18 protein-coding genes are annotated in these 19,970 nt (G+C 73.9%); 17 read left to right on the forward strand and 1 reads right to left on the reverse strand.

Annotated elements, in window-relative coordinates; all coding sequences use genetic code 11:
- The first annotated feature begins 725 nt into the window (after positions 1-725).
- The 8 genes from ABD324_RS27845 (at position 726) to ABD324_RS27880 (ending at position 9,834) form a co-directional block, all read left to right on the forward strand.
- Entirely contained in the window at positions 726-2,258 is a 1,533-nt protein-coding gene (locus tag ABD324_RS27845) for an AMP-binding protein (protein ID WP_344423475.1), read from the forward strand.
- A complete protein-coding gene (locus ABD324_RS27850; protein WP_344423478.1) occupies positions 2,255-2,488 on the forward strand; it encodes a glutaredoxin family protein in 234 nt (77 codons plus the stop codon). Before ABD324_RS27845 ends, ABD324_RS27850 begins: the two co-directional genes overlap by 4 nt.
- 122 nt (positions 2,489-2,610) lie before the next feature.
- The gene (locus ABD324_RS27855; protein ID WP_344423481.1) at positions 2,611-4,161 is read left to right on the forward strand and encodes a molybdopterin-dependent oxidoreductase; all 1,551 of its coding nucleotides are present in this window, start codon (positions 2,611-2,613) and stop codon (positions 4,159-4,161) included.
- A 90-nt stretch (positions 4,162-4,251) separates the two neighbouring features.
- Positions 4,252-4,926, forward strand: coding sequence for a fasciclin domain-containing protein (locus tag ABD324_RS27860; protein WP_344423483.1), 675 nt, complete (start codon positions 4,252-4,254; stop codon positions 4,924-4,926).
- 267 nt (positions 4,927-5,193) lie between these two features.
- On the forward strand, positions 5,194-5,934 hold the full coding sequence (locus ABD324_RS27865; protein ID WP_344423486.1) for a redox-sensing transcriptional repressor Rex: 741 nt from the start codon (positions 5,194-5,196) through the stop codon (positions 5,932-5,934).
- Complete coding sequence (locus ABD324_RS27870) at positions 5,931-7,328, forward strand: glutamyl-tRNA reductase (protein WP_344423489.1); 1,398 nt, start codon at positions 5,931-5,933, stop codon at positions 7,326-7,328. Before ABD324_RS27865 ends, ABD324_RS27870 begins: the two co-directional genes overlap by 4 nt.
- Positions 7,325-8,311 carry a hydroxymethylbilane synthase gene (gene hemC, locus ABD324_RS27875; protein WP_344423491.1) on the forward strand — a complete coding sequence of 329 codons (987 nt, stop codon included), beginning with the start codon at positions 7,325-7,327 and terminating at the stop codon, positions 8,309-8,311. The genes ABD324_RS27870 and hemC overlap by 4 nt, the downstream gene beginning before the upstream one ends.
- Positions 8,308-9,834: a bifunctional uroporphyrinogen-III C-methyltransferase/uroporphyrinogen-III synthase gene (locus ABD324_RS27880; protein ID WP_344423494.1), complete on the forward strand. Its 1,527-nt coding sequence runs from the start codon at positions 8,308-8,310 to the stop codon at positions 9,832-9,834. Before hemC ends, ABD324_RS27880 begins: the two co-directional genes overlap by 4 nt.
- A 485-nt stretch (positions 9,835-10,319) precedes the next feature.
- Here ABD324_RS27880 and ABD324_RS27885 read toward each other — a convergent pair whose 3' ends face one another.
- Positions 10,320-11,126 (reverse strand): hypothetical protein, encoded by an 807-nt coding sequence (locus ABD324_RS27885; protein WP_344423497.1) that lies wholly within the window; start codon positions 11,124-11,126, stop codon positions 10,320-10,322.
- 261 nt (positions 11,127-11,387) lie between these two features.
- On the opposite strand from ABD324_RS27885, the gene hemB reads away from it, so the two are divergent.
- The 9 genes from hemB (at position 11,388) to ccsB (ending at position 19,913) form a co-directional block, all read left to right on the forward strand.
- Positions 11,388-12,365: a porphobilinogen synthase gene (gene hemB / locus ABD324_RS27890; RefSeq protein ID WP_344423500.1), complete on the forward strand. Its 978-nt coding sequence runs from the start codon at positions 11,388-11,390 to the stop codon at positions 12,363-12,365.
- A gap of 125 nt (positions 12,366-12,490) precedes the next feature.
- On the forward strand, positions 12,491-12,967 hold the full coding sequence (locus tag ABD324_RS27895) for a DUF4282 domain-containing protein (protein ID WP_344423503.1): 477 nt from the start codon (positions 12,491-12,493) through the stop codon (positions 12,965-12,967).
- Between the two features lie 25 nt (positions 12,968-12,992).
- The gene (locus ABD324_RS27900) at positions 12,993-13,643 is read left to right on the forward strand and encodes a hypothetical protein (protein ID WP_344423505.1); all 651 of its coding nucleotides are present in this window, start codon (positions 12,993-12,995) and stop codon (positions 13,641-13,643) included.
- A 43-nt stretch (positions 13,644-13,686) separates the two neighbouring features.
- Positions 13,687-14,997: a glutamate-1-semialdehyde 2,1-aminomutase gene (hemL, locus tag ABD324_RS27905; RefSeq protein WP_344423508.1), complete on the forward strand. Its 1,311-nt coding sequence runs from the start codon at positions 13,687-13,689 to the stop codon at positions 14,995-14,997.
- 36 nt (positions 14,998-15,033) lie between these two features.
- Positions 15,034-15,696, forward strand: a complete 663-nt coding sequence (locus ABD324_RS27910) for a histidine phosphatase family protein (protein ID WP_344423510.1) — start codon at positions 15,034-15,036, stop codon at positions 15,694-15,696.
- Positions 15,693-16,277, forward strand: a complete 585-nt coding sequence (locus tag ABD324_RS27915) for a TlpA disulfide reductase family protein (protein WP_344423513.1) — start codon at positions 15,693-15,695, stop codon at positions 16,275-16,277. The genes ABD324_RS27910 and ABD324_RS27915 overlap by 4 nt, the downstream gene beginning before the upstream one ends.
- 140 nt (positions 16,278-16,417) lie before the next feature.
- Positions 16,418-17,194 (forward strand): cytochrome c biogenesis CcdA family protein, encoded by a 777-nt coding sequence (locus tag ABD324_RS27920; RefSeq protein WP_344423515.1) that lies wholly within the window; start codon positions 16,418-16,420, stop codon positions 17,192-17,194.
- Positions 17,191-18,810, forward strand: a complete 1,620-nt coding sequence (resB, locus tag ABD324_RS27925) for a cytochrome c biogenesis protein ResB (RefSeq protein ID WP_344423518.1) — start codon at positions 17,191-17,193, stop codon at positions 18,808-18,810. Before ABD324_RS27920 ends, resB begins: the two co-directional genes overlap by 4 nt.
- A complete protein-coding gene (gene ccsB, locus ABD324_RS27930) occupies positions 18,810-19,913 on the forward strand; it encodes a c-type cytochrome biogenesis protein CcsB (protein ID WP_344423520.1) in 1,104 nt (367 codons plus the stop codon). Before resB ends, ccsB begins: the two co-directional genes overlap by 1 nt.
- The last annotated feature ends 57 nt before the right edge of the window (positions 19,914-19,970 follow it).

A 19,970-nucleotide genomic window follows, 5' to 3' on the forward strand; every position in this document is an offset into this window, starting at 1 on the left:
GTGCGGGCGCTGAGGAGGGCACGGCAGCGGCGGCGCTCCCGGGGGCCTGCCGCGGCGCGGGGCCGCGGTCGCTCGGCGCCACCGGCGCCTGCGGGGCCGAGTGCACGGAACGTGCTGCGGGAGCTGCGGGCGCTGCGGTGCCGGGGGCCGCCTGCGGGGTGCGCGGCGCGCTCCCCGAGTAGAAGGCGGACGAGGTCCCCCGCGGGTGGGGCATGCCGTCGTCCAATCGCAGGGCGGACTCGGCGCAGGAGCCGCCGAACCGCTCGGTGGGGAGCAGCCTTTCGGGTCGCATCGGGCGGGTCATGAAGCCCGGCGCGCCAGGTGTCGGACAGGGCAGCACGGGTGGACCCGCGGTGCGCTGGCAACAGGCTGCATGCCACTCCCTTGGGTGAGATCTCGCGCCGAACCGGAGGGTGCGGCGTTGGAAGGTTGTAGCGGCGGAGCATAGGGCGGCTCCGGACACCCCCGGCGGGCGCCACCGCTCGCCGAGAGTCTTATCCGGTGAGCGGACGGTCACGCGCGGTCAACGTATTGGTGGCGCAGCGTGTCCGGTCGACGCGCCGCGTGACGGCGTGTCGCGATGCCGCCCGGCGCACGATTCCTGCGACGGGCGGCCCCGCCCGGCGTGCCCCGAGAAGCCCCCCGCGACGGCTTCCCGCACGACAACCGGGTGGACACGCGCCCGCCGGTCGAACGGCGGGGCGCCGCTCTGCCAGACTCGGACCGTGGACAGCCCGGAACCCGTGTCGCACCTGTCCGGTCTCGTGCGGCGGGCAGCGGCCGCGGTACCGGACCAGGCGGCCGTCGTCGACGTGACCAGGGGGCGCACGCTGACCTGGGCGCAGCTCGCCGAGGCCGCGGACGCCGAGGCCGCGCGCCTGGTCGCCGCCGGCGTCGGGCCGGGCGACCGTGTGGTGATCGTGCTGCCCAACGGCGCCGGCTTCGCCGTCTCCCTGTTCGGTGCGCTGCGGGCCGGGGCCATCGCCGTCCCGGTGGGGCAGCGGTCCGTCGCGCGCGAGGTGGAGCTGGTGCTCGCCGACGCGCGGCCCGCGGTCGTGGTCGCCGAGGAGGGCGTCGCGGCCGACGCCGCGCGGGGCGCCGGGATCACGGTGCTCGCGCCCGCGGAGGAGGGCGCCACCGGCACCCCGCCCGCGCAGCCCGAGGGGGGCGAGGCCGTCGCGCTGCTCGTCTACACCTCCGGCACCACCGGCTCGCCCCGCGGCGTGCAGCTCTCGCACCGCGCGCTGCTCGCCAACCGGGAGCAGACGGCGGCGCTGCGGCCCGCGCCCGTCACCCCCTCGGACCGGGTGCTGCTGGCGCTGCCGCTGTTCCACAGCTTCGGGCTTGCCGCCGGGTTGCTGCAGGTCTGCTGGTCCGCCGCCACCGTCGTCCTCACCGAGCGGTTCGACCCGCAGGCGATGCCCGCCCTGCTGCGGGAGCAACGGGTGAGCGCGCTCGCCGGCGTCCCCTCCATGTACCGGGCGCTGCTCGACCTGCCCGCCGCCGAGCTGCGCGCGGCGCTGGAGAGCGTGCGGATCTGCACGTCGGGCGGCGCACCGCTGCCCGCCGCGTGGCTCACCGCGTTCCGCGAGGCCACCGGGATGGAGATCGTCGAGGGCTACGGGCTGTCCGAGGCCGGGCCGGTCGTCACCAGCAACGCTCCCGGCCGCAGCAAGCCCGGCTCCGTGGGCCGCCCGCTGCCCGGGGTGGAACTGCGGCTGGTCGACAGCGAGGGCGAGCCGCTGTCGGCCACCCACCCGGTCGACGACGAGGAGCTGGGGGACGACTTCTCCGATCCGGAGGCGGACACCGGCCTGGTCGCGCTGCGCGGCCCGAGCCTGTTCTCCGGCTACTGGCCCGACGGCGCGGGCGGCCCGGACGCCGAGGGCTGGTTCCGCACCGCGGACGTCGGCTACCTCGACCCCGACGGCGACCTGCACCTCGTCGACCGCTCGTCGGACCTGGTGATCGTCAACGGCTTCAACGTGTACCCGCGCGAGGTCGAGCAGGTCCTCGAGGCCATGGACGAGGTGGCGGAGGTCGCCGTCGTCGGGGTGCCGGACGACCGGACGGGCGCGGCGGTCAAGGCCGTGATCGTCCCGGCGCCGGGCGCGGAGCTCGACGAGGCCGCCGTGCAGGAGTGGACGACGACCCGGCTGGCCCGGTTCAAGCGGCCCACCGTCGTGTCCTTCGTGGACGAGCTGCCGCGCACGCCCACCGGCAAGATCGCCCGCCGGGTGCTGGCGGGCACGGAATGAGGGTCACGGTCCTCACCCGGGTGAACTGCCACCTGTGCGACGAGGCGGAGGCCGCGGTCGCGGGGATCTGCGGCGAGCTGGGCGTCGCCTGGTCCACGGAGGACGTCGACGCCGATCCGGAGCTGCGCGCGGAGTACGGCGACATGGTCCCGGTGATCATGATCGACGGGAAGCAGCACGGTTATTACAAGGTGGAGGCGGATCGCCTCCGCCGCGCCCTCACCGAATAGCCGAGGCGCACCATGGAGTGACGAACGCCGGTCCCGGCCCACCCCAGCCGCGTTATGGAGCCATAACGCCCGTGGGAGGGTCCGAAACGTGCGTTATGGCTCCATAGTGCACAGGAGGTGGCGTGACGCGGACGGTTGCGGTTGCGATTCCGCGAGGGGTGGCCGCCGGCAACGGCGTGCTCGCCGTGGCGGCGGCCGTGGGAGCCGGACAGCTCGTCGCGGGGTTGCTGGCGCCCGGCTCGTCGCCGTTCCTGGCGGTGGGGAACGCGGTGATCCGGCTGGCCCCGCAGGCCGTCGTCGACTTCGCGAAGACCACCTTCGGCACCGCCGACAAGCCCGTGCTGCTCGCCGGCACCGCGGTGATCCTGCTGCTCGTGGCGGTCGGGGCCGGGCTCGCGTCCCGGTACGTCTGGACGCCGGGGCAGGTCGTCGTCGGGGCGCTGGGTGTCGCGGGGATCGCCGCGGTCTGCACGGCGCCCACCTTCACCCCCACCGATCTCGTCGCCCCGGTCGTCGCCGCGGCCGCGGGGCTCTGGGTGTTCCGGACCCTGCACCGGATCGCGCTCGAGGCCGCGGAGGACCCGGAGGCGCCGAGCACGAGGGGGCTGCCGAGGCGGACGGTGCTGCTCGGCGCCACCACCGCGGTCGGCGTCGGTGCGCTGGCCGCCGGCGGCGGGGGAGTGCTGCTCGGGCGCGGCAGCATCGACTCCCGGGCCGCCGTCACGGCGCGGCTCGCCGCCGCCACGATCACCCGCGAGGCGCCGGTGCCCGCCGGCGTGGACTTCGCCGCGGAGCTGGGGACCACCCCGTTCCTCACGTCGAACGACGAGTTCTACCGGATCGACGTCGCCCTGCGGGTGCCGCAGCTGCGCGCGGAGGACTGGCGGCTGCGCATCCACGGCATGGTCGACCGCGAGCTCTCCCTGAGTTTCGACGACCTCATGGCCCGCCCGCTCGTCGAGCGCACGGTCACCATGACCTGCGTGTCGAACGAGATCGGCGGCGACCTCATCTCCACGGCCCGGTTCGTCGGCGTCGATCTCGCGGCGGTGCTGCGCGAGGCCGGGCCGCACGGCGAGCAGCTGTTCTCCACGAGCACGGACGGCTGGACGGCGGGCACCCCCACGGACGTCGTCCTCGAACAGGGTCGCGGGGCCCTGCTCGCCGTCGGGATGAACGGCGAGGCGCTGCCCGTCGAGCACGGCTTCCCGGTGCGGATGGTCGTGCCCGGCCTCTACGGCTACGTGAGCGCGACGAAGTGGGTCACCGACATCGAGGTGACGACCTTCGACCGCACCTCCTACTGGATCGACCGCGGCTGGGGCGTGCTCGGGCCGGTGAAGACCGAGTGCCGCATCGACCTGCCGCGCAGCTTCGGCCGCGTCCCGGCGGGCCGGGTGACGGTCGCGGGGATCGCCTGGTCCCAGCCCCGCGGCATCTCGGGCGTCGAGATCAGTGTCGACGGCGGGAACTGGGCCGCCGCCCAGCTCGCGGCCGAGGTGGGCGGGGACACCTGGCGGATGTGGCGGGCGGTGGTCGAGGTGGCGCCGGGCAGCCACACCGTGCGCGTCCGTGCGACGGACGGCACGGGCGCGCTGCAGACGGACCAGATCGCGGACGTGGTGCCCGACGGCGCCACGGGCTGGCCGGCGAGGGTGTTCACCGCCACATGAGCCGCCGAGACCGGATCGTGATCGCCGCCGCCGGGCGTGCCGCGCCGGAAGGCGATAGGCAGTACCTCTCACGTCGGGAGGAGCGGGGCCGTGCGGAACATCCGTCGACTGACCGTGCTGGGGGCGGCCGTGCTCACGGCGCTGCTCGCGGCGTGCTCGGCGCCGAGCCAGGACCCGTCGACCGCGACGGACGTCCAGCCCGTGCCGACCGTGACCGCCTCCGGCGCGCTCGCGCCCACCCCGGCCCCCGGGGCCGGCGCGGCGACGTTCGGGAGCGGCTGCTCCTCCCTGCCCGGTGGCGACGACCCGGGCTCGCTGGGCACCATGCGGCTGCAGCCGGTCGCCGGTGCGGTCGGCACGAACCCGCAGCTCAGCATGCTGAACCAGGCGATCTCGAAGGCGAACCTGACCGCGACCCTGAACGCCGCGCCGGGCCTGACCGTCTTCGCGCCGTCGAACGCGGCCTTCGACAAGCTGCCCGCGAACCAGCTCACCACGCTGCTGAACAACCCCACCCAGCTCGCCGCCCTGCTGCGCTACCACGTGTCCGGCACCCGGGCGTCGGCCGACGAGCTGCGCGCCCAGGGGACGGTGCCCGAGCTCGCGGGCGGCAGCGTGCGGGTCTCCGTGACCGGCACCGGCGCGGGCACCTCGATGACGGTCGCGGACGCCTCCGGGACCACCGCGCGGGTCGTCTGCGGGAACATCACGACCCAGAACGCGACCGTCTTCCTCATCGACACCGTGCTGCAGCCGCAGGGCTAGACGCTCCCCAGGGGCGCGTGTCGTCCGCCACCCGCCCACCGTCCGCGCGGTGAGCGGGCACTCCCGGACGACCACCGGTACCTGCGGGGATCCCGGAATCCGAGTACGCCCGCGACCAAGATCGCAACTTTGTGCACGACTTCACGAGCGACTACCGTGTGCGGTCGTCGCCGCTGAGGCGCCCCGTCACCGGAGGCGCCGGGCGCGCAGCCACCGGTCCGGGCTCGGGCCGGGGCCCGATCGCCGGAGAACCGAGGGAGCCGCCGCGTGACGTTGCCGCCGCAGCCCGGTCCCCCGGCCGAGCGCTCCCCGCGGGCGATCCCCGAAGCCACGGTGTCGCGGCTCGCCATCTACCTGCGGGTGCTCGGCCAGCTGGCCGAGGGCGGCGCGGAGACGGTGTCGAGCGAGGAGCTGGCCGCCGTCAGCGGCGTCAACTCCGCGAAGCTCCGCAAGGACCTCAGCCACATCGGCAGCTACGGCATCCGCGGCGTGGGGTACGACGTCGCGTCGCTCCAGCACGAGCTGGAGAAGGTCCTCGGCCTCGACCATCCGCAGCGGGTCGCGCTGGTGGGCGTCGGCAACCTCGGCCACGCGCTCGCGGGCTACGGCGGCTTCGGCGGCCGCGGCTTCCCCGTCACCGCCCTGTTCGACGTGGATCCCGACCTCGTCGGCGTCCCGTTGGGCGGCATCGAGGTGCATCACGTGCGGGACATCGCCGCCGTGGTCCCGGCCGCCGGGGTGACCATCGGCATGATCGCGACGCCGGCCCAGGCGGCCCAGGCCGTCTGCGACGAGCTGGTCGCCGCCGGGGTGCGCTCCATCCTGAACTTCGCCCCCGCCGTGCTCCAGGTGCCCGAGGAGGTCGAGGTCCGCAAGGTGGATCTCGCCGTCGAGCTCCAGGTGCTGGCTTTCCACGTAGCGCGCCGCTCCGGGGGTATCACCGAAGGGGTCGCGACCGTCTCCCCGGTCGTGAACGGTCGTCACGGATCGGCGGTTGGGCTGTCATGAGTGTGCTGGTGGTCGGGTTGTCGCACCGGAGCGCGCCGGTCGACGTCCTGGAGAAGGTCGCGGTGTCCGCCGACGACGTGCCCAAGCTCCTCGACGAGATGGTGCGCCGCGCGCACATCAGCGAGGTCACCCTGCTCTCGACCTGCAACCGGGTCGAGGTGTACGCGGTCGTGGACGCGTTCCACGGCGGGCTCGCGGACGTCTCCGACGTGCTGAGCCGGCACTCCGGGCTACCGCTGGGCGAGCTCACCGAGCACTTCTTCGTGCACTACGCGGCCTCGGCCGTGCAGCACCTGTTCTCCGTGGCCGCCGGGCTGGACTCGATGGTCGTCGGCGAGTCGCAGATCCTCGGTCAGCTCCGGGCGGCCTACGGGGTGGCCGACGAGGCCGGCACCGTCGGCCGCACCCTGCACGAGCTCGCCCAGCACGCGCTGCGCGTGGGCAAGCGGGTGCACGCCAGCACCGGGATCGACGCCGCCGGCGCCTCGGTCGTCTCCGAGGCCCTGGCCGACGCGGCGGAGGTGCTGGGCGAGCTCGAGGGCCGCCGCGCGGTGATCGTCGGGGCGGGCGCGATGGGTGCCCTGGCCGCCGCGCACCTGCGCCGCGCGGGCGCCGCGGACATCACAGTGCTCAACCGCTCGGCCGAGCGGGGCGAGCGGCTCGCCGAGAAGATCGTGGAGAGCTCGGCGGGCGGGACCCGCGCGCGGGCCGGGCTGATCGAGTCGCTGCCCGAGGTCGTGGGGGACGCGGACCTGCTGGTCGCGTGCACCGGGGCGATCGGGACCGTCGTCGAGCGCGAGATGCTCGCCGGGGTCCGCGGCCCGTTCGTCGTCTGCGACCTGGGGCTGCCCCGGGACGTCGACCCCGCCGTCGCCGAGCTGCCCGGGGTCACGGTCGTCGACCTGATCGCGCTGCAGCGCCGCCTCGCCGGCCGCGCGGACGGCGGGTCCGTGGCCGCCGCCCGTGCGCTCGTGGCCGAGGAGGCCCAGAGCTACCTGGCCGCCCAGCGGTCCGCCGAGGTCACCCCGACCGTCACCGCGCTGCGCCGGCGGGCCTCCGAGGTCGTCGACGCCGAGCTGCTGCGGCTGGACTCGCGGCTGCCGGAGCTGGCCGACCCGGTCCGCGACGAGTTCGTCCGGACCGTGCGCCGGGTCGTCGACAAGCTGTTGCACACGCCGACGGTGCAGGTGAAGAAGCTGGCCGAGGGGCCGGACGGGGACAGCTACGCCGCCGCGCTGCGCACCCTGTTCGAGCTGGACCCGGGCAAGCCCGCCGCGGTCGCCTCGCCGATCCACGGCGCGGAGGTCGCCGCCGCGCTGGAGGCGCCCCTCGGTGCCGCGCGGGAAGCGCCTGTCGGCGGAGCACCGGAAGCACCTCTCGAGGGGGAGCGATGACCGCCGTGGCGGGGAGGACCCTGCGGGTCGGCACGCGGCCGTCCGCACTGGCCGTGGCCCAGTCCGGCACGATCGCGGACCTGCTCCGCGCGGCCGGGCGGGCCTGTGAGCTGGTCAACGTCAGCACGACCGGGGACCGGTCGATGGCGCCGGTCGAGCAGCTGGGCGTGGGCGTGTTCGTCTCGCAGCTGCGCGAGGCGCTCGTGGCCGGCGAGGTGGACGTGGCCGTCCACTCGTTCAAGGACCTGCCCACCGCACCCGACCCCCGGCTGACCCTGGCCGCGATCCCGGTCCGCGAGGACCCGCGGGACGCGCTGGTCGCCCGGGACGGGAAGGTGCTCGGCGAGCTCTCCGCGGGCTCGCGGATCGGCACCGGCTCCCCGCGGCGCGCGGCGCAGCTGCACGCGCTCGGGCTCGGCCTGGAGGTCGTCCCGATCCGCGGCAACGTGGACACCCGGGTCGGCAAGGTCCGCTCCGGCGAGCTCGACGGCGTGGTCGTCGCCGCCGCCGGGCTGCGCCGGCTGGGCCGGATCGCGGAGGCGAGCGAGCTGCTCGACCCGCTGCAGATGCTGCCCGCCCCCGCGCAGGGGGCGCTGGCGATCGAGTGCCGGGTCGGCGACACCGACCTGGCCCGCTTCCTCGCCGAAGCGCTCGACGACGCGGGCGTGCGCGCGGCGGTCACCGCCGAACGCGCGGTGCTCGCCACCCTCGAGGCCGGGTGCAGCGCACCCGTCGCCGCGCACTGCGACGTCGTCGAGGACCTCGACGAGGACGGCCGGATCGTGGAGCGGCTCTCGCTCCGCGCGGTCGTCGGGATCGGGGAGCCGGAGGAGGGCGAGCTCGTGCGCGCCTCGATCTCCGGCGAACTGGAGAACGCCGAGAAGCTCGGGGCCGCGCTCGCCCTCGAGCTGCTCGATTTGGGCGCGGACGGCATGCCCGGCCGACGCCAGGGAACCGCAGGATCGGGAGTCACAGAAGAATGAGCCGCACACCGACCGCAGGCCGGATCGCCTTCGTGGGCAGCGGCCCCGGCGATCCGGGGCTGCTGACCGTGCGTGCCCGCGAGGTGCTCGCGTCGGCCCCGCTGGTCGTCAACGACCCGGACGTGCCGGAGGCCGTGCTCGGCCTGGTCGCCGAGGGCGCCGAGGTCAGGCCCGCCGTGGGCCAGCCCGCGGACGTCGCCGGGGACCTGATGGCCGAGGCGCGGGCCGGGCGCCCCGTCGTGCGGCTCGTCGCCGGCGACCCGCTGACCGTGGACGCGATCGTGGCCGAGGCCCGCGCGGTCGCCGCCGAGGGCCTGGCCTTCGACGTCGTCCCCGGGGTCGCGGCCGGGACCGCCGTCCCCGCGTACGCGGGCGTCCCGCTCGGGTCCGCGCACGTCGAGGCCGATGTCCGCGCCGGGGTGGACTGGGCCGCGCTGAACGGCGCCCCGGGCGTCCTGGTGCTGCACGCCTCGGCGGCGCACCTCGCGGAGGTCGCCACCGCGCTCTCCGCGCAGGGCCGCCCGTCGGACACGCCCGTCGCGGTCACCGCGCACGGCACCGAGAACACCCAGCGCACCGTGCCCACGACGCTCGGCGCCATGGCGTCCGACGCCGCGGACCTCGAGGGTCCGCTGGTGCTCACGATCGGCGTCCCCCCGGAGCTGTCCTGGTGGGAGTCGCGCGCGCTCTACGGCTGGCGGGTCCTGGTGCCGCGCACCAAGGACCAGGCCGGCGTGATGAGCGAGCGGCTGCGCATGCACGGGGCCATCCCCGAGGAGGTCCCGACCATCGCGGTCGAGCCGCCCCGCTCGCCCACGCAGATGGAGCGCGCGGTCAAGGGCCTGGTCGACGGCCGGTACGCGTGGGTGGTGTTCACCTCGACCAACGCCGTGCGCGCGGTCTGGGAGAAGTTCCACGAGTTCGGGCTGGACGCGCGGGCGTTCTCCGGCGTGAAGATCGCGTGCGTCGGCACCGCGACCGCCGAGAAGGTGCGCGAGTTCGGCATCGTGCCGGAGCTGGTCCCGGACGTCGACGAGGCGCAGACCAGCACGTCCGAGGGCCTGCTGGAGCTCTTCCCGCCGCACGACGACATCCTCGACCCGGTGGACCGCGTGCTGCTGCCGCGGGCGGACATCGCCACCGAGACCCTCGCCGCCGGCCTCACGGACCGCGGCTGGGAGATCGACGACGTCACCGCCTACCGCACCGTCCGGGCGGCCCCGCCGCCCGCGCCGATCCGCGAGGCCATCAAGACCGGCGGCTTCGACGCGGTGTGCTTCACCTCGTCGTCGACGGTCCGGAACCTGGTGGGCATCGCGGGCAAGCCGCACGCGCGCACGCTCGTCGCGTGCATCGGCCCGGCCACCGCAGAGACCGCGCGCGAGTTCGGCCTCCGCGTGGACGTCCAGCCTGACGAGGCCCGGGTCCCGGTCCTGGTCGACGCCCTGGCCGCCCACGCCGCCAAGCTCCGCGCCGAGGGCGCCCTGCCGCCCCCGAAGAAGGTCAAGGCCCGCCGCCGCTGACCCTTCCTGACGACACGAGGGGCGCACCCCCACCGGGGTGCGGCCCTCGTCGCGTTCCGATGATCATTCCGAGCGCGGCACAGCTGCTGTGCCCCGCGCGCTGGTGTGGCGCTCGCGCGGATCGCGTGTGGGTGATCGTTGCGGGGGTGACGCTGCGGCGGTGTGGGTCGCGCTGTGGTTGCGTTGGGGTGGATCACTCGCGTGATCGTTCCGAGTGTGACGGTGTTGCTGTCGTCCCCGCGCTGGTGTGGCGCTCGCGCGGGTCTTGCGCGGGTGATCATTGCGGGGGTGACGCTGCGGCGGTGTGGGTCGCGCTGTGGTTGCGTTGGGGTGGATCACTCGCGTGATCGTTCCGAGTGTGACGGTGTTGCTGTCGTCCCCGCGCTGGTGTGGCGCCCGCGCGGATCGTGCGCGAGTGATCGTTCCGAGTGGTGCGGGAGTGCGGGCGTGCGTGCGCTCCGGTACCGCTCGGAACGATCACCGGGTCAGGCGTTGGCGGGCTTGCGGCTCTGCTTCCAGGAGGACGGCTGCCACCAGCGGCGACGGTGCTCCGCGTCCGCGCGGTCGGCCTCGGCCAGGCGCTCGGCGGTGATCACGGGGATCGCCTGGGTGGTCTCGGCGCCCGTCTCGTCGGTGCGGTTCTGCTCGTCGAGGTGGTAGCTCGGCGGGTAGGCGGCGCAGCGCTGCTCCTGCGAGAAGCCGGGGACGGGCTGCCACGGGCCCACCTCGCGGGCGCGGCCCAGGTACTCGGACGCGGCGGCGAGCGCGAAACGCACACCCTCCGCGGTCGGGACGGCGCCGATCGAGCGGTGCCCCTCGCCCCACGGCGCCAGCCCGGCGTGCTCGGCGACGGTGACCGTGAGCACCTCCCAGGCGTAGTCGCGCTCCTGCGTGGCGACCAGGTCGCGCAGCTCGTCGGGGCCCCAGGTGGCGCTGCCCTCGTCCGCCCCGCCCGTCACGACCAGGAGGAAGACCCGCTCGGGACGCTCCTGCTCGGGCATCCCGGCGAGGTTCCCGCCCAGGGCGGTGACCAGGGCGCCCAGGGAGTCCCGGACGGCGGCGGTGCCGCGGCCGCGCAGGGCCGGCACCGAGGCGTCGGCCGCGGGGATCCCGCCGCCGAGCTTGCCCGCCTTGCGGCCGGTGGTCGCGGCGTACACCTCGACGTCGCCGGTGCGGGCGGCCTGGTCGGCGAGCAGCGCGGAGACGCCGGCGCGGATCTCGTCGCGGAGCGGCGCGAGCGCGCTGGATCGATCGAGAAGAAGGGCGATGACACTACGTCCCGGTTTGGTCACGCGCGCAGGATGCCGCATCCCCGACCACCCTCCGTCACCGACCCCCGGACCATGAGCGAGCGGCCCCGTCGCTCATACCTAGGGAGCGAGAGTGCCGCTCGCTCACCAGAGGCGGGGCCGGACGAGTGGTGCGCCCGGACGCCCGAGGGAAATGAGCGAACGGGCCGCTCGCTCAGTAGGTGTGAGCGAAAGTGCCGTTCGCTCATCGACCCGAGCGAGAGTGCCGTTCGCTCCTCGACGGGGCGGTCGTACGCTGGCCCCATGGGCTTCCCCACGCAGCGTCCCCGGCGGTTGCGCTCCACCCCCGCCCTGCGGCGGCTGGTGGCCGAGACCGAGGTGCGGCCCCGACAGCTGGTGCTGCCGATGTTCGTCAAGGAGGGGGCCGCCGAGCCCGTTGCGGTGGGGTCCATGCCGGGCGTGGTCCAGCACACCCGCGACTCCCTGCGCAAGGCGGCCGCGGAGGCCGTGGCGGCCGGCGTGGGCGGGTTGATGCTCTTCGGCGTCCCCGAGCGCCACGACGCGGTCGGCTCCGGGGCCACCGATCCCGAGGGGATCCTCAACGTCGCGCTCCGCGACGTCCGCGCCGAGATCGGCGACGCCGCCGTCCTCATGTCGGACCTGTGCCTCGACGAGTTCACCGACCACGGCCACTGCGGCGTGCTCGACGAGCAGGGCCGCGTGGACAACGACGCCACCCTGGAGATCTACGCGCGCATGGGCGTCGCGCAGGCCGAGGCGGGCGCCCACGTGGTCGGCCCCAGCGGGATGATGGACGGCCAGGTCGGCGTGATCCGCGAGGCGCTCGACGAGGCGGGCTTCGTCGACACCGGCATCCTCGCCTACACCGCGAAGTACGCCTCGGCCTTCTACGGGCCCTTCCGTGAGGCCGTCGACTCGCAGCTGAAGGGCGACCGCAAGACCTACCAGCAGGACGGCGGCAACCTCCGCGAGGCGCTGCGTGAGCTCGCGCTCGACCTGGAGGAGGGCGCCGACATGGTGATGGTCAAGCCGGCCCTGCCCTACCTGGACGTGCTGCGGACCGTCGCGGACTCGGCGGACGTGCCGGTGGCGGCCTACCAGGTGTCGGGGGAGTACGCGATGGTCGAGGCCGCGGCGCTGCAGGGCTGGCTCGAGCGCGAGCGGACGATCCTCGAGACGCTGACGAGCATCCGGCGGGCGGGCGCGGACGTCGTGCTCACCTATTGGGCCACCGAGGCAGCAGGTCTGCTGGACCGTTAGGCGGCCTCGGGCGGCGCAGCCGGAGCAGACGACCCGTTCGGGTGATTGTTCACCGGGTGTCACCCCGGATGGCCCGGTTCGTACCGCTATGCTGCGCGCACCTTGATCAAGGGAGAGTTGCGCAGATGAGCTACGACCCGTCGTCCGGCGACAGCGGCCAGCAGGGCTGGCAGGGCGGCGGCCAGCAGCCGCCCTACCCCGGCGGCTACGGCCAGCAGCCGCCCGCCGGCTGGGGACCGCAGGGACCGGGCGGCAACCCGCCGCCCCCCGGCTACGGCGGCCCGGGTGGGCCCGGTGGCTTCGACGGCCCCGGTGGTACCCCCTCGGCCAGCGGCTTCTTCGGCGCGCTGTTCGACTTCAACTTCAACTCGTTCGCGACGCCCGTCGTGATCAAGGTGCTGTACATCCTGGCGACGATCGCGCTCGGCCTCGGCTACATCGTGGCCGTGATCAGCGGGTTCTCGCAGGGGGTCGGCATCGGCGTCGCGTTCCTCATCGGTGGCGCGCTGCTCGGGCTGATCTACCTGATCCTCATCCGGGTGACGCTGGAGTTCTACTACGCCGTCGTCCGTATGTCCGAGGACATCCACAACCGGCGCTGAGCGCGACCGGCCTACCATTGCTGTCGTGAGCACCCCGTCCGATCCGTCCGACCAGCCGAGGTACGACCCGTACTCCGGTGGACCGTCGAGCGGGCAGTACGCGCAGTACCCGCAGAACCCGTACGGGTCCGGTTCGTCCGGCAACCCGTACGGGTATCAGCAGCCCCAGCCCTACGCGTACAGCCCGTACGGCCAGCAGCCGTCGCCCGGAGCGTTCGATCCCGAGCCCGAGGTCGTCCCGCGTCCCGGTGCGATGGTCGGCGCGCTGATCCTGCTGGTGCTCAGTGCCCTGCCGTTCCTGGTGTTCGGCGTGCTCGGCCTGTTCGTGCCGATCACGCAGAGCCAGTTCCCCACGGAGCTGGGGCTCGACGCACTGCTCACGCAGTACAACGTGACGTTCGACCAGTTCCTGCAGGCCGTGCGGTTGATCGTCGCGCTGGTCGCGGTGCTCGCGCTGGTCTACATCCTGTTCGCCGCGCTGGCCTTCGGCGGGCGCAACTGGGCCCGGATCGCGAGCACCGTGCTCACCGTGATCTTCGCGGTGTTCCTGCTGCTCAACATCGCGGGCGCCGGGGTGGCGTCGGCGCTGGTCCTGGCCCCGGTGGTGCTGTCCGTGCTGGGTGTCGTGCTGATGTTCGTGCGCCCGTCGGCGCGCTGGTTCGCCTCGAGACGGTGACCCCCGGCGGCGCGGTCCCGCGCCGCTGGGTCAGGATGGGGCCGTGAGCTCCAGCGAGTCCGTGCCGATCAGCAAGGCCCTGTTCGAGAGAGCCTCGGGGGTCATCCCGGGCGGGGTCAACTCCCCGGTCCGCGCGTTCAGCGCGGTCGGCGGCACCCCGCGTTTCATGGTCTCCGCCGCGGGCTCGCGGCTGACGGACGCCGACGGCAACGCCTACGTCGACCTGGTCTCCTCCTGGGGCCCGATGATCCTCGGCCACGCGCACCCGGCCGTCGTCGACGCGGTGCGCTCCGCGGCCACGCAGGGACTGTCGTTCGGCGCGCCCACCCCGGCCGAGATCGAGCTGGCCGAGGAGATCATCCGCCGGGTCGCCCCCGTGGAGCAGGTCCGGCTGGTCAACTCCGGTACCGAGGCCACGATGAGCGCGATCCGGCTGGCGCGCGGGATCACCGGCCGCCCGGTCGTCGTGAAGTTCGCCGGTTGCTACCACGGCCACGTCGACGCGCTGCTGGCCCAGGCCGGGTCCGGCGTCGCGACCCTCGGCCTGCCGACCAGCCCCGGCGTGACCGGCGCGCAGGCGCAGGACACGGTGGTGCTGCCCTACAACGATCTCGAGGCCGTCCGCGCGGTGTTCGCCGAGCGCGGCGCCGAGATCGCCTGTGTGATCACTGAGGCGGCGGCCGGGAACATGGGCGCGGTCGCGCCGCGGCCGGGCTTCAACGCCGGGCTGCGCGAGATCACCCGCGAGCACCGCGCCCTGCTGGTGATGGACGAGGTCATGACCGGTTTCCGGGTCTCGGAGGCCGGCTGGTTCGGGCTCGACGGTGTGGCCGGCGACCTCTACACCTTCGGCAAGGTGATGTCCGGCGGGCTGCCCGCCGCGGCCTTCGGCGGGCCCGCCGCGCTCATGTCGTACCTGGCCCCCGCCGGCCCCGTCTACCAGGCGGGGACGCTCTCGGGGAACCCCGTCGCCGTCGCCGCCGGCCTCGCCACGCTGCGCCTCGCCGACGCCGCGGTCTACGAGACCCTGAACGCCAACGCCGCCCGGCTGGTCGGCTTGTTCGGCGAGGCGCTGTCCGAAGCGGGTGTCCCTCATCGGGTGCAGACGGCGGGGAGCATGTTCTCGGTCTTCTTCACCGAGGACGAGGTGGTCGACTACGAGGGCGCGAAGGCCGCCCAGACCTGGCGCTTCCCGCCCTTCTTCCACGCCCTGCTCCGCGCCGGGGTGTACGGCCCGCCGAGCGCCTTCGAGGCCTGGTTCGTCTCCACCGCGCTCGACGACGACGCCTTCGCCGTGATCGAGAAGGCGCTGCCGGACGCGGCCCGCGCGGCCGCCGCAGCGACGGCTCCCTGAGATGCGCGCCGACGTACTCGCCACCGCGGAGGCGCCGTGAGCCCCGATCGCACGTCTCCGCAGGTCACCGGGCCGAGGACCGTCGTCCACGTGCTGCGCCACGGCAAGGTCCACAATCCCGAGGGCATCCTCTACGGCCGGATCCCCGGCTACCACCTGGCGGACGAGGGGCGGGCGCAGGCCGAGGTCGTCGCCGAGTACCTCGCGGACAACGACATCACCGCCGTCGTCGCGTCCCCGCTGCAGCGCGCGCAGGAGACCGCAGCGCCGATCGCGCAGAAGCACGGGCTGGAGATCGTCACCGAGGACGGGCTGATCGAGTCCGGGAACCTGTTCGAGGGCACGAAGTTCGGCGTCGGCGACGGCGCGCTGAGGCGGCCCGCGAACTGGGCGCTCATGCGGGACCCGTTCACGCCGTCCTGGGGGGAGCCGTACCTGAAGATCGCGCAGCGGATGCTCGGGGCGGTGCACCGCGCCCGGCTGCTCGCCGAGGGCCACGAGGCCGTGTGCGTGTCGCACCAGCTGCCGATCTGGACGCTGCGCCGCTACCTGCTCGGCCAGCGGCTGTGGCACGACCCGCGGTCGCGGCAGTGTGCGCTCGCCTCGCTGACCAGCGTCGAGTTCACCGGGACGACGGTCACGGGGCTGACCTACCGGGAGCCGGCAGGCGCGAGCGACCCGACGGTCACCGGCGCATGAGACGGCTCCTCCCGCTGCTGCTGGGTGCTCTGCTCCTGCTCGCCGGCTGCTCCACCAGCAAGGACGCCGTGGCCGCCGGCAACTCGCAGGAGTTCACGTTCGTCGCGCCGGGCGGGCAGAGCACGATCCTGTACGACCCGCCGCAGACCCGCGGGAAGATCCCCGAGCTCTCCGGCGATTCCCTGCTCCACGACGGGACGCAGGTCGGGCTGCAGGACCTGGCCGGCCAGGTCGTCGTCGTCAACATCTGGGGTTCGTGGTGCGGGCCGTGTCGCACCGAGGCGCCGGACCTGGAGTTCGTGCTGCAGCAGACGCAGGCGCGCGGCGTCGGCCTGCTGGGGATCGACGTCCGGGACTTCGACCGCTCCTCGGCCGAGGACTTCGTCCGGGACCGGAAGCTGACCTACGACTCGATCTACGACCCGCCCGGCCGCACCCTCGCCGCGCTCTCGGGCTATCCCCGCAACGTCGTGCCGAGCACCCTGGTCCTCGACCGCCAGCACCGGGTCGCGGCGGTGTACCTCACGAGCATCCGCCCGAGCGACCTGTTGGCGACGGTCAACCGCATCGCCGCCGAGTAGCGCATTATGGAACCATAACGTCGTTTCAGACGCCTCCTGAGCGCGTTATGGTTCCATAACGCAAGGGGTGGGCGGGTTCCACTACCGCTTGTAGAACCCCGCTGTGAGCTGCGGGTTGGCGGCGCTTACCCTGTCAGGTGATGGACGCGTCTACCACCCTGGCGGTGAGCGGCCCGCTGCTCGTCGCAGCGGTCGTCGCCGTGCTCGCGGGTGCCGTGAGCTTCGCGTCCCCCTGTGTGGTCCCGCTCGTCCCCGGCTACCTCGCCTACCTGGCGGGCCTCGTGGGCGCCGACGCTCCGCCCGTCACCTCCGACGAGGCCCGGGAGCACCGCCGCGGCCGCTACCGGGTCGCCGGGGCGGCGCTGCTGTTCGTCGCCGGGTTCACCGTGGTGTTCGGGGCGATCCTGGTCGGCGTCGTGTGGCTGGCGGACGTGCTGGTCCGCAACGAGCAGGTGCTCCAGCGGGCCGGCGGGATCGTCATGATCGTGATGGGGCTGGCGTTCGTCGGGCTCATCCCCGTGCTGCAGAACGAGCGGCGCGTGCACTGGGTGCCGCGGCTCGGCCTGTGGGGCGCGCCGCTGCTCGGCGCCGTCTTCGGCCTGGGCTGGGTGCCCTGCATCGGCCCGACGCTGGCCGGCGTGGTCGCCGTCGCCGCGGGGACGGGCGGGGGTTCGCTGCGCGGGGTGGTCCTCACGATCGCCTACTGCGCGGGCCTCGGGCTGCCGTTCGTCGTCATCGCGCTGGGCGCGTCCCGGGCCGTGCGCGCGCTCGGCTGGCTGCGCCGCCACACCCGCGCCATCCAGATCGGCGGGGGAGTGCTGATGGTCGCCGTCGGCGCGCTGCTGGTCAGCGGCGTGTGGGGCACCCTGCTCGCGCACCTGCAGGTCCTCGTCTCCGGATTCACCCCGGCGCTGTGACCACCACGACCTCGCCCCCGCAGGCCGCCCGGCCGGAGCAGCCGCCCCGGCGCCCTCCGCTGCTGGCGTTCCTGCGCAACACCTGGCGCGGGCTGACGAGCATGCGCACCGCCCTGGTGCTGCTGTTCCTGCTGGCCCTGGCCTCGCTGCCCGGCGCTCTGCTGCCCCAGCGCTCGCTCAACCAGCGCCTGGTCGACCAGTACTTCGCGGACTACCCGAGGCTCGCGCCGCTGCTCGACAAGGTCGGTGCGTTCGACATCTTCGCGACGCCGTGGTTCGCGGCGATCTACCTGCTGCTGATGATCTCGCTCGTCGGCTGCCTCACCCCGCGCTCGCTCGAGTACCTGCGCGCCACGCGCCAGCGCCCGGTCGCCACCCCGCGCAACCTCTCCCGGATGCCGCACCACGCCGAGGCCGAGGTCGACGGCACCCCGGAGGAGATCCTCGGCCGCGCCCGCACCCTGCTCAAGGGCTGGCGGAGCACCGCCACCGACTCGACCGTCTCCGCGGAGAAGGGCTACCTGCGCGACACCGGGAACCTGATCTTCCACATGAGCCTGGTCGGGCTGCTGATCGGGATCGCCGTGGGCAAGCTGTTCGGGTACGAGGGTCAGGTCATCGTGCTGGCCAACGGCAGCCAGTTCTGCAACACCTCGATCCTGGGCTACGACTCGTTCCGTCCCGGCCTCCGGGTCGACGGCACGCAGCTGGCGCCCTTCTGCATCAAGGTCGACTCGTTCACCGCCGAGTACCTGCCCAACGGCCAGCCCGAGCAGTACACCGCCGCGCTCGGCTACCAGGACCAGGCCGCCGTCGAGGCCGGGAACACCGGCTCCTGGACGCCGGACTCGCTGTCGGTGAACCATCCGCTGCGGATCGACGGGGCCCGGGTCTACCTGCTCAACCACGGCTACGCCCCGAAGTTCACGGTGACCTGGCCGGACGGTACGCAGCGCACCGGCGAGATCCAGTGGCAGCCGGTCGACACCCAGACCTACCTGTCGCAGGGCGCCACGAAGTTCGAGCGCCCGGGCATCGCGGACGACGCCACCCGCCAGCGCAGCTCGATCGCGGTCACCGGGCTGCTCGCGCCGACGAGCTCCGGCGGGAGCGTCGTCACCTCGACCTTCCCGGACCTGCTGAACCCCGAGGCCGCCATCGACGTGATGCGCGGCGACCTCGGCCTGGACGACGGCCGCGGCCAGTCGATCTTCTCGATCGACCAGTCGAAGGTCGACTCCGGCCAGCTGGTCCGCGTCGCCCGGGAGAACATGGCCCCGGGCGACGAGATCACGCTCGACGACGGCACGAAGATCCACTTCGACGCCGTCGACCAGTGGGTGGCCCTGCAGGTCAGCCACGATCCCGGCCAGGAGACGGTGCTGGTGTTCGCCGTGCTGCTCCTGCTGGGCCTGGGGCTGTCGCTCTCGATCAAGAGGCGGCGGTTCTGGGTGCGCGTCACACCGGCCGGTGACGGGCGCAGCAGACTGGAGCTGGGCGGTCTCGCCCGCACGGACCAGGCCGGGTACGGGGAGGAGTTCGACCGCCTGCAGGCGGCGCTCCTCGGTGCCACCAGCCCTGCACGTTCGGGCTCGACGAGGGACGGGGAAGACTGATGCCGGTCGATCCAGTGCTGTCCGGGTACAGCGACCTGCTGTTCAAGGGCGCGCTCACGGTGTACGTGATCGCCATGGCGTTCTACGCCGTGGAGTACGTGTCCTCGCGGACGCGGGTCCGGGCGGCGACCGCGGCGGACCTCGCGTCGGCCGAGAGCTCGTCGGCCGAGCGCTCGGTGCCGTCCGAGGGTTCGTTGTCGGCCGTGGAGGCCGCCGGGTCGAGTGCGGCGGAGGCCGTGTCCCCCTCCACCGTGAGCACCGCGGTCGAGACCCCGCCCACCGGCACGTCCGCCACCGGCGCCCTCGCGGACGAGATCCCCGCCCCGGGCTCCCGCACGCCGTCCCGGGCGCGCAGCGAGCGGTTCGGCCGGATGGCCGTCTCGCTGACGATCCTCGCGGTCGTCCTGCACCTGGGCTCGATCGTCCTGCGCGGGCTGGCCGCCGAGCGCTGGCCGCTCGGCAACATGTACGAGTTCACCTCGGCGATCTGCTTCGCCGCGATGGCCGCCTGGCTGATCGTGCTGCAGCGCACCGCGCCGAAGATGCCCGGGCTGCGCAAGCTGGGCGTGTTCCTGCTCGCCCCGGTGCTCACGCTGATGGTGCTGGCCGGGACCGTGCTCTACGCGCAGGCCGCCCCGGTGGTGCCGGCGCTGCGGTCCTACTGGCTCGTCATCCACGTGACGACCGTCTCGCTGGCCACGGGCCTGTTCATCGTCCCCGGCGTCGCCAGCATCCTGTACCTCATGAAGCGGTCCGGGAAGCCGGCCGGGTTCGTCGCGAAGCTGCCGTCCGCGGAGTCGCTCGACCGGCTCGCCTACCGGGTGACGATCGTCGGCTTCCCGATGTACACGTTCGCCGTCATCTGCGGCGCGATCTGGGCCGAGGCCGCCTGGGGCCGCTTCTGGGGCTGGGACCCCAAGGAGACGGTCGCGTTCGTCGCCTGGGTGGTCTACGCCGCCTACCTCCACGCCCGGGCGACCGCCGGATGGCGGACGGTCGGCGCCGCGTGGATCAACATCGTCGGGTTCGCGGCGGTCATCTTCAACCTGTTCTTCGTGAACATGGTGATCGCGGGGCTCCACTCGTACGCGGGCCTCGGGTAGGGCTGTCGGGGGACCCGTCGCGCATCACCTCGACCGGAGCGATATGCGCGACTACCG

Source organism: Pseudonocardia ailaonensis, assembly GCF_039531635.1.
Lineage (GTDB): Bacteria > Actinomycetota > Actinomycetes > Mycobacteriales > Pseudonocardiaceae > Pseudonocardia > Pseudonocardia ailaonensis.

Coding starts and splice junctions, on each gene's coding strand:
- ABD324_RS27920 (WP_344423515.1), top strand. CDS start 16,418: ATGGACGCGTCTACCACCCTGGCGGTGAGCGGCCCGCTGCTCGTCGCA.
- hemC (WP_344423491.1), top strand. CDS start 7,325: ATGACCGCCGTGGCGGGGAGGACCCTGCGGGTCGGCACGCGGCCGTCC.
- ABD324_RS27915 (WP_344423513.1), top strand. CDS start 15,693: ATGAGACGGCTCCTCCCGCTGCTGCTGGGTGCTCTGCTCCTGCTCGCC.
- ccsB (WP_344423520.1), top strand. CDS start 18,810: ATGCCGGTCGATCCAGTGCTGTCCGGGTACAGCGACCTGCTGTTCAAG.
- ABD324_RS27895 (WP_344423503.1), top strand. CDS start 12,491: ATGAGCTACGACCCGTCGTCCGGCGACAGCGGCCAGCAGGGCTGGCAG.
- ABD324_RS27870 (WP_344423489.1), top strand. CDS start 5,931: ATGAGTGTGCTGGTGGTCGGGTTGTCGCACCGGAGCGCGCCGGTCGAC.
- ABD324_RS27850 (WP_344423478.1), top strand. CDS start 2,255: ATGAGGGTCACGGTCCTCACCCGGGTGAACTGCCACCTGTGCGACGAG.
- ABD324_RS27880 (WP_344423494.1), top strand. CDS start 8,308: ATGAGCCGCACACCGACCGCAGGCCGGATCGCCTTCGTGGGCAGCGGC.
- hemB (WP_344423500.1), top strand. CDS start 11,388: ATGGGCTTCCCCACGCAGCGTCCCCGGCGGTTGCGCTCCACCCCCGCC.